The 11891-nt window shown below is 57.6% G+C and carries 10 protein-coding genes; 6 read left to right on the top strand and 4 right to left on the bottom strand.

The window, feature by feature from the left end; genetic code table 11:
- Window positions 1-190: 190 nt before the first annotated feature.
- Complete coding sequence (gene ppk1, locus AC2T6E_RS19360; RefSeq protein ID WP_010433862.1) at window positions 191-2251, top strand: polyphosphate kinase 1; 2061 nt, start codon at window positions 191-193, stop codon at window positions 2249-2251.
- 3 nt (window positions 2252-2254) lie between these two features.
- Entirely contained in the window at window positions 2255-3793 is a 1539-nt protein-coding gene (gene ppx, locus AC2T6E_RS19365) for an exopolyphosphatase (protein WP_108416702.1), read from the top strand.
- Window positions 3794-3797: 4 nt separating this feature from the next.
- Here ppx and AC2T6E_RS19370 read toward each other — a convergent pair whose 3' ends face one another.
- Window positions 3798-6038 carry a bifunctional diguanylate cyclase/phosphodiesterase gene (locus AC2T6E_RS19370; RefSeq protein ID WP_486692901.1) on the bottom strand — a complete coding sequence of 747 codons (2241 nt, stop codon included), beginning with the start codon at window positions 6036-6038 and terminating at the stop codon, window positions 3798-3800.
- A 352-nt stretch (window positions 6039-6390) separates the two neighbouring features.
- On the opposite strand from AC2T6E_RS19370, the gene AC2T6E_RS19375 reads away from it, so the two are divergent.
- Window positions 6391-6579 carry a YfgG family protein gene (locus AC2T6E_RS19375; RefSeq protein WP_042717858.1) on the top strand — a complete coding sequence of 63 codons (189 nt, stop codon included), beginning with the start codon at window positions 6391-6393 and terminating at the stop codon, window positions 6577-6579.
- Here AC2T6E_RS19375 and AC2T6E_RS19380 read toward each other — a convergent pair.
- The gene (locus tag AC2T6E_RS19380) at window positions 6576-7466 is read right to left on the bottom strand and encodes a LysR family transcriptional regulator (RefSeq protein ID WP_108416704.1); all 891 of its coding nucleotides are present in this window, start codon (window positions 7464-7466) and stop codon (window positions 6576-6578) included. The genes AC2T6E_RS19375 and AC2T6E_RS19380 overlap by 4 nt on opposite strands.
- 97 nt (window positions 7467-7563) lie before the next feature.
- Between AC2T6E_RS19380 and AC2T6E_RS19385 the strand changes: the two genes are divergently transcribed.
- From AC2T6E_RS19385 to AC2T6E_RS19395, 3 genes are read left to right on the top strand one after another with little or no spacing between them, the layout of a single operon-like run.
- Window positions 7564-8793 carry an MFS transporter gene (locus AC2T6E_RS19385; RefSeq protein WP_458668013.1) on the top strand — a complete coding sequence of 410 codons (1230 nt, stop codon included), beginning with the start codon at window positions 7564-7566 and terminating at the stop codon, window positions 8791-8793.
- 51 nt (window positions 8794-8844) lie between these two features.
- Window positions 8845-9312 carry a DUF6130 family protein gene (locus AC2T6E_RS19390; RefSeq protein WP_126816156.1) on the top strand — a complete coding sequence of 156 codons (468 nt, stop codon included), beginning with the start codon at window positions 8845-8847 and terminating at the stop codon, window positions 9310-9312.
- Window positions 9313-9323: 11 nt separating this feature from the next.
- Entirely contained in the window at window positions 9324-10067 is a 744-nt protein-coding gene (locus AC2T6E_RS19395; RefSeq protein WP_312958583.1) for an alpha/beta fold hydrolase, read from the top strand.
- 89 nt (window positions 10068-10156) lie between these two features.
- Here AC2T6E_RS19395 and iolB read toward each other — a convergent pair whose 3' ends face one another.
- Window positions 10157-10981, bottom strand: coding sequence for a 5-deoxy-glucuronate isomerase (gene iolB, locus AC2T6E_RS19400; protein WP_486692907.1), 825 nt, complete (start codon window positions 10979-10981; stop codon window positions 10157-10159).
- A gap of 9 nt (window positions 10982-10990) precedes the next feature.
- Window positions 10991-11881: a myo-inosose-2 dehydratase gene (gene iolE / locus AC2T6E_RS19405; protein WP_486692909.1), complete on the bottom strand. Its 891-nt coding sequence runs from the start codon at window positions 11879-11881 to the stop codon at window positions 10991-10993.
- Window positions 11882-11891 lie beyond the last annotated feature (10 nt).

An 11891-nucleotide genomic window follows, 5' to 3' on the forward strand; every position in this document is an offset into this window, starting at 1 on the left:
CGCTGCTGTGCTTACCCGACCTGTACATTGCATTACCCGATATTCCCTTCTCCAACCCTCTAAATTCCCCAACAAAAAAAATAACTGTCATACTTTTCTGGCACTGTTGGACATATCGTGGAAATGCTCGCCATAATAAGGACGAGACGGATTTACCACGTCCTGTGATTGAACTGGAGTGTGAGCTGTAATGGGTCAGGAAAAGTTATATATCGAGAAAGAGCTAAGCTGGTTAGCATTCAACGAGCGTGTACTCCAGGAAGCGGCAGACAAAAGTAACCCGCTGATCGAGCGTATGCGTTTTTTGGGCATTTATTCCAACAACCTGGATGAGTTCTACAAGGTTCGCTTTGCCGAACTGAAGCGGCGGATCATCATCAGCGAAGAGCAGGGGTTAAATTCCCACTCGCGCCATCTGCTTGGAAAAATCCAGTCTCGCGTTATGAAAGCCGATCAGGAATTTGATGGCCTCTACAACGAGCTGCTGCTGGAAATGGCGCGCAACCAAATCTTCCTGATTAACGAACGCCAGCTCTCCGCCAACCAACAGACCTGGCTGCGCCACTACTTTAAACACTATCTGCGCCAGCACATCACCCCTATTCTGATTAACCGCGAAACCGATCTGGTCCAGTTCCTGAAGGACGATTACACCTATCTGGCGGTCGAAATTATTCGCGGTGAGAATATCAGCTACGCGCTGCTGGAGATCCCGTCCGATAAGGTCCCGCGCTTTGTGAACCTGCCGCCGGAAACCCCGCGCCGTCGCAAGCCGATGATCCTGCTGGATAACATCCTGCGCTACTGCCTGGACGACATCTTCAAAGGTTTCTTCGATTACGATGCGTTAAATGCCTATTCCATGAAGATGACCCGCGACGCCGAATATGACCTGGTGCACGAGATGGAAGCCAGCCTGATGGAGCTGATGTCCTCGAGCCTCAAGCAACGTCTGACGGCCGAGCCGGTCCGCTTCGTCTATCAGCGCGACATGCCGGACGCGATGGTCGAAATGCTGCGCGAGAAGCTGACCATCTCCCGCTACGACTCGATCATTCCCGGCGGGCGCTACCACAACTTTAAAGACTTTATTGGCTTCCCGAACGTCGGCAAAGCCAATCTGGTGAACAAACCACTGCCGCGCCTGCGCCATCTTTGGTTCGATAAATTCCGTAACGGATTCGACGCCATCCGCGAGCGCGATGTCCTGCTTTACTATCCGTACCACACCTTTGAACACGTGCTGGAACTGCTGCGTCAGGCGTCGTTCGACCCGAACGTGCTGGCGATCAAAATCAACATTTACCGCGTAGCAAAAGATTCCCGCATCATTGACGCGATGATCCACGCGGCGCACAACGGCAAGAAAGTGACGGTCGTGGTCGAGCTGCAGGCACGATTTGACGAAGAGGCGAACATCCACTGGGCGCGTCGTCTGACGGAAGCGGGCGTGCACGTTATCTTCTCCGCGCCGGGGCTGAAAATTCACGCCAAGCTGTTCCTGATCTCCCGTAAAGAAGGTGACGACGTGGTGCGTTACGCCCACATCGGTACCGGGAACTTTAACGAGAAAACCGCGCGTATTTACACCGACTACTCGCTCTTAACCGCCGACGCGCGCATCACCAACGAAGTGCGTCGGGTATTCAACTTTATCGAGAACCCGTACCGCCCGGTCAACTTCGACTATCTGCTGGTGTCACCGCAGAACTCGCGCCGCCTGCTGTACGATATGATCGACAAAGAGATCGCCAACGCGCAGAACGGCTTGTCGTCGGGCATCACGCTGAAGCTCAACAACCTCGTTGATAAAGGACTGGTGGACAGGCTGTATGCGGCATCCAGCTCCGGCGTTCCGGTTAACCTGCTGATTCGCGGTATGTGTTCGTTGATCCCGGAACTGGAAGGCATCAGCGACAATATTCGCGTGATCAGCATCGTTGACCGCTATCTGGAACATGACCGGATCTACATTTTCGATAATGCAGGCGACAAGCGGGTTTATCTTTCTTCTGCAGACTGGATGACGCGCAATATTGATTACAGAATTGAAGTCGCGGCGCCGCTGTTGGACCCGCGCCTGAAACAGCAGATCCTCGATATTATCGAGATTTTGTTTAGCGATACGGTGAAAGCACGTTATATCGACAAAGAACTCAGTAATCGCTACGTACCGCGCGGCAATCGCCGAAAAGTGCGGTCGCAGCTGGCGATTTACGATTACATCAAATCACTCGAGCAACCCGATTAACCTATGCCGATAAATGATAATACGCCACGACCGCAGGAGTTTGCCGCGGTCGATCTTGGTTCAAACAGTTTCCACATGGTCATCGCCCGTGAGGTAGATGGTGCGTTACAGATCATCGGTCGTCTGAAGCAGCGCGTGCATCTGGCCGATGGCCTGGACGCGCGCAGCATGCTCAGCGAAGAGGCGATGGAGCGCGGCTTAAACTGCCTGTCGCTGTTTGCGGAACGCCTGCAGGGTTTTTCACCCTCCAGCGTTTGCATCGTGGGAACGCATACGCTGCGTCAGGCGCTGAATGCGCCGGAGTTTCTCAAGCGCGCAGAGAAGGTTATCCCCTACCCGATTGAGATTATTTCCGGTAACGAAGAAGCGCGTCTGATTTTTATGGGCGTGGAGCATACGCAGCCGGAGAAAGGCCGCAAGCTGGTGATCGACATCGGCGGCGGCTCAACGGAGCTGGTGATCGGCGAAGACTTTGAGCCGCGCCTGGTGGAAAGCCGCCGCATGGGCTGCGTCAGCTTCGCGCAGATGTATTTCCCGGGCGGCACTATTACCCGCGAAAACTTCCAGCGCGCGCGCATGGCCGCCGTCCAGAAGCTGGAAAACCTGGCGTGGCAGTATCGCATTCAGGGCTGGAACGTGGCGCTGGGTGCATCCGGCTCGATTAAAGCCGCCCATGAAGTGCTGCTGGCAATGGGTGAAAAAGACGGAATTATTACCCCTGAGCGTCTGGTTCTGCTCACCGAAGAGGTGCTGAAGCATAAAAGCTTCGATGCCCTGAGCCTGCCGGGCCTGTCCGATGAGCGGAAATCGGTCTTCGTACCGGGGCTTGCGATCCTGTGCGGCGTGTTTGATGCGCTGGCGATTAAGGAGCTGCGTCTTTCTGACGGCGCGCTGCGTGAAGGCGTGCTGTACGAGATGGAGGGCCGCTTCCGCCATCAGGACATTCGCAGCCGCACCGCGCAGAGCCTGGCGAACCAGTACAACATCGACCGCGAGCAGGCGAAGCGCGTACTGGAAACCACGGAGCAGATTTACGATCAGTGGCAGGAGCAGAATCCGAAGCTGGCGCATCCGCAGCTTGCCGCCCTGCTGAAATGGGCCGCGATGCTGCACGAAGTGGGGCTGAACATCAACCACAGCGGGATGCATCGCCATTCGGCCTATATTCTGCAAAACAGCGATCTGCCGGGTTTCAACCAGGAGCAGCAGACCATGATGGCCACCCTGGTGCGCTACCACCGTAAAGCCATCAAGCTCGACGACCTGCCGCGCTTCACGCTGTTCAAGAAAAAGCAGTTCCTGCCGCTTATTCAGTTGCTGCGTCTGGGCGTGCTGCTCAATAACCAGCGTCAGGCGACGACGACGCCCCCAACGTTAAAACTGAAAACAGACGACCACCACTGGACGCTGAGCTTCCCGCACGACTGGTTTAGCCAGAACGCGCTGGTACTGCTGGATCTGGAAAAAGAGCAGCAATACTGGGAAGCGGTCACCGGCTGGCTGCTCAAAATTGAAGAAGAGAGCGCCGACGTCGCGGCGTAATGTCTCAGGCGTCTGCCTGAGACGCCTCTTCTTCAGACAAGGATTCAAGTGCAACCGGCTTGCCGATCAGATAGCCCTGTACATAATCGATACCTAGCGCGTGCACCGCGCTACGTATCTCTTCAGTTTCCACATACTCCGCCACCACCAGCATGTTCTTCATTCGCGCCAGATGGCAAATCGACGCCACTATCTGATAATCCAGACTGTTGTTGACGATGTTGCGAATGAAGCTGCCATCGATTTTGAGAATGTCGGCGTCCACGCTTTTCAGCCGCGCATAGCTCGCGTAGCCGGTTCCAAAATCATCAATTGCAATGCGCACCCCCATTTTTTGCAGCTGTCTGAGGGTCTGTTCCGCCTGCTGCGCGCTGCCGAAAGTGCTGCACTCTGTCACTTCAACGATCAGTTGCCACGCCTCCACGGCGTATTGTGTCAGCAGGCGGCTCACCTCGAGCGGAAACTGCGCCCTGCACACGGTTGGAGGGGCCAGATTAATGGCAAAGCGTTGACCGGGCAGCCTGTCACGATGCTCTGCCAGGAAGCGTAGCGTATGTTCCAGTACCCACAGGTCGACGCGTGATGACAGCCCAAACTCCTGCGCGACGGGCAGGAACCGATCGGGAGAAATTAATTCCCCGTTCTCGTCTGGCATCCTGAGCAGCACTTCATGATAGCAATCGCCACGCAGGCCGCGAACGGGCTGAACCATCAGAGTGAACGCGTTTTTATCGAGCGCACTTTGCAGGCGGCTCATCATCGCGACTTTATCTTTCAGGCTGCGCTGTAAATGTACGGCACCACGCTGCTGGAGATTCTCAGGGTGGTTAGTCGAGAGCGACAGATCGGCAACAACGCCCAATTCCCCCAGAACCAGATAAAGATGGTTAACCGGAGAGCGGACATAGCAGTAGCTGACGCCCACCTGAGGCTGCAAGGGCATGCCGTCCCAGAGAAAGCGGAACTGCTTGATATGTTCATCCAGAGTATCAATACGCTGCTGATGCGACTCGGCGTTGAGCCTCACCGCCAGGTCGCAACCAGTCAGATGATAGACCCGCTCATTGTGCTGAAGCGTGCCATTAATCCAGTGTGCCAGCTGCTGTTTGTACTGAATGCGCAGCAGCACACCGTAGTTGCGCCCCAGCACTTCCAGTTCCGGGATGCGCAGTAAGCACAGCGCCGACCAGGGGTTTTTAGCAAGCTCGCGCGACAACGCGCGCAGGTTGGGCATGTGCACCACCGGGTCGAGCAGCGCCAGCCTGCGGGATCGCGTATTCACGGCACGCTGGCGTGTCGCCAGCATCGACATATAAATCACCACAAACGAAAAGACCAGATAGCTGGATGAGGTGATGGCCAGCTGAATGTCATAGGCCTGGTGCAGCGGAATGTAGCGGTAGAAAAAGTGAATCGACACCAGCAGCACCGGCGTCCAGATTATCGACATCAGCTTATAGCCAAAACGCATTGCTCCCCAGAGCATCACCGGCATCAGTAGCGATAAGGTGTAGTTGGTGCTGAAAATTGAGCTGTTTTCATTCATCGGCTGCAGCAGCAGCGAAAGCAGTCCAGCCAGTGCTATAGCCCAAATCACCAGCTCAACGGTCGTCACTTTTTTGTCTATCTGGGCGCGGATTTGGGACATAAGCCCGTGAATGTAGCGAGGATGGCGTATCAGGCGAATGAGCAGATAGCTCAGCGGAACGCCGGTCAGTCCGCTGACCAGCAGCGCCTGATAGTTAATGAGCGTTCGTATGTTAAGGGGATTTAATCCCGCAAGACTCTGACGGCTCTCATAGATGCCAAGGTAAACCGCAAACTGAAACAGCAGCAAAAACAGTGTTGCCGGGCAGAAAGCCTGCCAGAAAATGCGCTGCGCCATCAGCCGTATATCCCCATAGGCCGTCATATTGCGTCGTGGGGCAAACACGCGGTAACCGCCCCAGCTGAGCACTAAAGGGATGATAAAATGGAAAATCCCGGCGACCGTTTCAAACATCCCAACAGACGCGTAGTAACGGAAAAACAGCGCCAGCACGATCCCGGGAAGGGCTTCCAGACCAAAAAACATCATCAGTGAAAGCAGAAAAAAGAGAGGCAGATAGTAGAGCGTCACAATACCGTCGCCCAGTTGCGCGAAGGTATTTACCACACTGAGAACAGGCAACAGCGCGATGGGTAATATAAACGGCAGAGCCCACCAGCGATCTTTATTTTTTTTCAGGATAGGGAGAATGTTCATAGATGCCCGTTTAAAACCCTTTCGCTCCAGAGGGTATAGGAAGACAGGCATCCAACCTGACATACTCGTCGTCCGGCAATGTACGGAACGGACGCAGTGGAGGAAGGATTTTAATTATCGGCGCAGGGAAACCGTTGACATAAATCAAACTAATTTATTCAAATAAACCTTTCTTATGATTTTTTAGGCTCTTTTTCCTGAACTTATCAATACGATAAATAGATATATTATTTTTAATAACATGAATTAATGTAAACATTGACGGTTATTTACACATTGCAGAATTGACCCTTTCTTCCCGCTGTGCCTTAATATCCGCATCGCCCGGAAGGGTATACCCAGGAAAAACACAGTGAGTCAGGCCACGCGTATGCACAAACGACACCGATTTAACACCCGGATGACCCGCATCATACTGCTCATCAGCTTCCTGTTTTTCTTTGGCCGCTTTGTTTACTCCTCCATCGGCGCCTGGTATCACCACCAGGACAAAATCCAGTCGCAGCAAACCAGCCTGACCGTCGAAACGCCCGAACGCTAGCGTTCCGGATGCTGTTGCAGGATCCGAATAATGCCTGAAATCCCTTTGCTAAGGATCTTATCCTGACGCATCACCACAGCCAGCTGCCGTTGCAGTACGGGCGAGAGAGAACTGACGCATAATCCTTCACGGTCTGCCTTCTGCTCCACCGCCATTTTCGGCACGATGCTGTAGCCAAGCCCCGAACGCACCATCCGTTTGATAGCCTCAATGCTGCCGAGCTGCATAGCCGGTGCAATCGTTAAGCCACTTGCCTCAAACCAGCCGTCAATCAATGCCCGGGTTCCGCTGCCCGACTCAAAGGCAATCAGCGGTAGCGTATGGAGTGCATCAGGCCTTAAGTCTGTAAACATCGCCTGCTGCGCCTGCGACGCGATAAACACGAATTCTTCGTCCATCACCGGCATCACGTCCAGCGCTCTCCCGCTGACGGGCAGCGTCACCAGTCCCATATCGAGTCGATTTTCTTCAATAGCGCGAACAATATCGAGCGTATTGCCCGTCGTCACGCCTACGCGTAAAAGCGGATAGTCACTCCGCAGTTGCTGCAGCAATGGCGGCAGAAGATGAATACAGGCGGTCGCACCCGTGCCAAGCGTAATGGTGCCGCTGACGTCGTGATTGAACGCGCTAACGGAACGAAGGGTTTCATCGACTGCCTGTTCAATGCGCTCACCGTGTACCAGCAATGCCTGCCCGGCAGCCGTTGCTTTAATCCCCCGCCCGGTACGCTCCACCAGACGCGTTTGCAGAAACTGCTCCAGCTGGCGTATTTGCAGACTGACGGCGGGCTGGGAAATGCCCAGCACATCCGCCGCCGCTGAAAAGCTGCCGCGCTGGATCACCAGACGGAACGTGGCGAGATAGCCCAGATTAAGCGTCGTCATTCAAAGTTTCTCTTATACCGCGCATAAGGTTGCTGACCTGCCAGCACAATACCGCGCTCGCTATGCTCTGGACAACTGCATAACGGAATGAAAGACAATGGAAACACCTGCCCTGCCTCGCCACCTTGCCCTCGCTGCCGGGTGCAATCAACTCATCAACTGGGGGATCTCGTTTTATATGCCCGGCACTTTAGCGCTGGCGATTTCAGCCGACCGGGGCTGGTCGTCACCGCAGATTTACCTTGGCCTGACGCTGGCGATGCTGGTGATGGCGGCGGTTTCGCCGTTTGTTGCCCGCCTGCTGGCGCGCTTTGGCGGTCAGAAGGTAGTCATGAGCGGCACGCTACTGATTGCCGCTAGCTGCGCGGGTATGGCGTATACCCAGACGCTGTCTGGCTGGTACTGCGCCTGGCTACTGTGCGGCGTCGGGATGCGCCTGTCGCTGTACGATGCGCTATTCGCCGCGCTGGTGAATCTCTACGGACAGCAGGCGCGAAGAACAATCTCACGCGTCACGCTGGCGGGCGGGCTGGCCTCCGCTATCTTCTGGCCGCTGGGCGATGGTCTGCTTCAGGTGATGAGCTGGCAGGAAGCGCTACACGTCTATGCTCTCTTCGGCCTGCTGAGCGCGACGCTGATTCTCTCGCTTCCCCACCAGCGGTTGACGGTAACCGCGAAAACCACCGCGCCGCTTCAGAGCAATGAACGACGTAACGGCTGGCTTTATGCCGCCTTCATTGCCCTTATCACCTTTGTCTCTAACGGCACCTCTACCCATCTGCCGGAGTTTATCACCCACTTCGGCCTGCCGGTCGCCATCGGCATGCTGTGGGGGATCGGCCAGACGGCTGCTCGCTCGCTGGAAGTGCTGGCGGGTGCCCGCTTAACCCCCTTCAAACTCACGCTTTTCACCGCGCTCGCCATGCCGCTCTGCTTTATGGTTGGGCTAAGCAGTTCCCAGTTTGTCTGGTGCGCAGCCGGGTTTGTGCTGGGTTACGGTGCCATCAACGGGTTGGTCACCATCGTGAAAGCCACCCTGCCGCTGGAGCTGTTTAGCACCGAAAGCTATGCCCGCCGCACCGGCATGCTGCTTATCCCCGGCCAGCTGATGGCGGCAGCCTCACCGTTTGCCTATGCGTGGCTGAATAAAACGCTGGGGATCGCGGGAGCAATGTGGGTATCAACGGGGCTGACGCTGGTGATTGCCGGGCTGGCGATAGCGATTGTGCGCTGTCCACGCAGCCAAAGTGTATCGCACTGTATCCAGAACCCTGCGCTAACAAACGGGTACAAAACGCCGCCTCCGGCAAATATCTCCGATACATAAAAATGGTTTTCTTTCCCTGTCGCCATTCAGAACCGATGAGGAGAGAACCTGATGATTCGTCGCTATGCACTTATCCCCCTGCTTGTCCTGGCATCTGTAGCCCATGCCCGGGCCACACCGCTGGACAACCTGAGCGCCGCGGACGTTAACGGCCCCGCCGCCGTTGCCCCGCTGGCACAGCCGCAACCGCCCGCAAAACTGATCGTCGATCCGCCGCTTGCCGGGCCGCTAAGCAAAGGCGCGGTGTTTATCCAGTACCGGGCCGAAAACCTGCGCATCGAGCCGGTATTCGGCCCCGACGCGCTCAAGGTCACCCCGCGCATCGGGCACATTCACGTGGTGGTGGACGGCGCGCCGTGGCACTGGGCTGACGCCAGCGGAGAGCCGGTGATCCTGGTGGGGCTGCCCGCCGGTAAGCACAAGGTGACGATTATTCTGGCCGACCCGACGCATAAGCCGCTCGACCACAAAACCATTGAATTCACCGTCCCGCCCCACGCGGCGGTCCATCATTTTTAAGGAGCCCCAGAATGAAAGCACTGACTGTACTGACGGCAGGCCTGCTGGCGCTGTCCGCCAGCGCCTTTGCGGAGAGTAAAACCAGCGTGGTGCTGGTGCACGGCGCGTTTGCCGACGGCAGCAGCTGGAATAAGGTGATTACCCTGTTGCAGAAACAGCACGCAGAGGTCATTGCCGTGCAGCTGCCGCTCACCTCGCTTAAGGATGACGTTGCGGCCACACGGCGGGCCATCGCCCGCGCCAGGGGTGACGTGGTGCTGGTGGGCCACTCCTGGGGCGGCACCGTGATTAGCGAGGTGGGTAACGATGCGCGGGTAAAATCGCTGGTGTACGTGGCGGCGTTCGCGCCGGATTCCGGCCAGTCGACGGCGGATCTGGCAGGACGCTTCCCTGCCCCGCCGGGCAGCGCGGGCATTGCCAAAACGGCGGACGGCTATTTATATCTGCCAACGGACGCCGTCAGGAAGGACTTCGCGCCTGACGTGAAACCGGGTGAACAACAGACCATTGCGGCTACGCAGGGGCCAATAAAGGGCGACGCTTTCGCAGAAAAAGTGACGCGCGCCGCGTGGCACAACAAACCGAGCTGGTATGTGGTGAGTCAGAATGACCGGATGATTAACCCGGCGCTTGAACGCGCGATGGCGAAGACGATCCACGCGAAAACCACCGAGGTGGCGGCGAGCCACGTGTCGATGGTGAGCCAGCCGGACGCCATCGCTCGCACGATTGAGCAGGCGAGGCGGATGCGCTGAGGGCAATTCGCCCGGCGGCGCTGCGCTTGCGCGGGCCTACGGTTTCGTAGGTCGGGTAAGCGCAGCGCCACCCGACAAGAAAGGCCGCCTCAGCCGCCCCTCTCCGCGGGATAATCCCGATTAATCCACGCGTGGTCCTCCTCCCAGGTGAACATCCATTTGCGCACCGGCCCGGCCATCACGTTGAGGTAGTAGCTGTCATACCCGGCCATCGTCGCCACCGGGTGGTAGCCCTTCGGCACCATCACCACATCGCGGTTGTAGACCGCCATGCACTCATCCAGCGTTCTGTCGTCGGTGTAAACGCGCTGCATGCAGAACCCCTGCTCCGGGTTGAGGCGATGGTAGTAGGTCTCTTCCAGGTAGGTCTCCTGCGGCGGATAATCCGTGTCGTGCTTATGGCTCGGGTACGAACTGGTGCAGCCCTCACTGGTCCACACCTCCACCACCAGCAGGCTGTCGGCGGGTTTGTCTTCCGGCAGAATGTTGTGCACGTAGCGCTGGTTGTGGCCCTTGCCGCGCGCCTCGCCGTCGATGTCCTGCGGCGCAATCAGCCGCGTCGGGTACGTGCCTTTGCCCGGAGCGGAGCAGACCGCCAGCTCCAGCTTCGTCAGCGCCTTCACCTGCACCGTCTCTTGCGGGGTGACGTAAACCGCCCACGGCTTGATGCGCTCGAACGGGCTCATACGCTCGCCGATGTCGTTAAACTGCGCGGAAGGCGTGCTGATGGAGGCGCGCCCGGCGACCAGTACCAGGCAGCGCTCTTCGCTGACGGCGGGCAGCGTCAGCGTCTGCCCCTCCTGCAGCTCATACGCCTCAAATCCGACGTACCCCCACCCCGCGCGTTCCGGCGTGACGGACTGGGTGCGCCCCTCCGCATTCGGCTGATGCCAGCGTGATAACAGACGTGACATGTTCCCTCCTCAAATCAGTCCGGCGTCGCGGGCCAGACGGCTCAGGTTGTTATAGCCCAGACGGGCGTAGGTCAGCGGATGGGCTATCGCCGGATCCTGCTCCGCCTCGACCACCAGCCAGCCGTGATAGTCCTGCGCCTTCAGCAGCCGCATAATCGGCGGGTAATCCACGCAGCCGTCGCCCGGCACGGTAAACACGCCGCTCAGCACCGCATCGAGGAAGCTGGTTTTGCGGTTTTTCACGTCCGCCAGCACGTCGGCGCGCACGTCTTTACAGTGAACGTGGTTGATGCGCGACGCCCAGCGCTGCGCCACCGCCAGCGGATCGGCTCCGGCAAAGGTCAGATGACCGGTATCCAGCAGCAATCCAACCGCCTCCCCGGTGTGAGTCATCAGGTTGTCCACGTCGTCGGCGGACTCAATCACCGTGCCCATATGGTGATGGTAGGCAATCCGCACGCCCTGCTGCTGGGTGTAGCGGGCAAATTCGGTGAGCTTCTCGCCATACTCCTTCCAGCGCGCCTGCGGGAAGCGCGGGCGCAGATGCACCGGGGTCTGCTGCTCGCCGTGAATGCAGCCGCTCACTTCCGCAAAGACCAGCACCTTCGCCCCCAGCTCGCGCAGCAGCGTCAGGTGCGACTGCACGGCGGCGATCTCCTCCTCCACGCTGCGCTCCAGCAGGCGGCCGGAGTACCAGCCGGAGACCAGCTGCAGGTCGTGGCGCTGCAAAATCGGACCAAGCAGGCGCGCTTCACGCGGGAATTTATTGCCCAGCTCGAAGCCGGCGAAACCGGCCTCTTTCCCTTCGCTCAGACAGGTCTCCAGCGACGTCTCCGCGCCGAGAGAAGGCAGATCGTCGTTCGTCCACGTCAGCGGGTTAATGCCTAATTGCACACTCATTGTCGTCTCC

It is taken from the genome of Enterobacter sp. B79-1 (assembly GCF_057444735.1).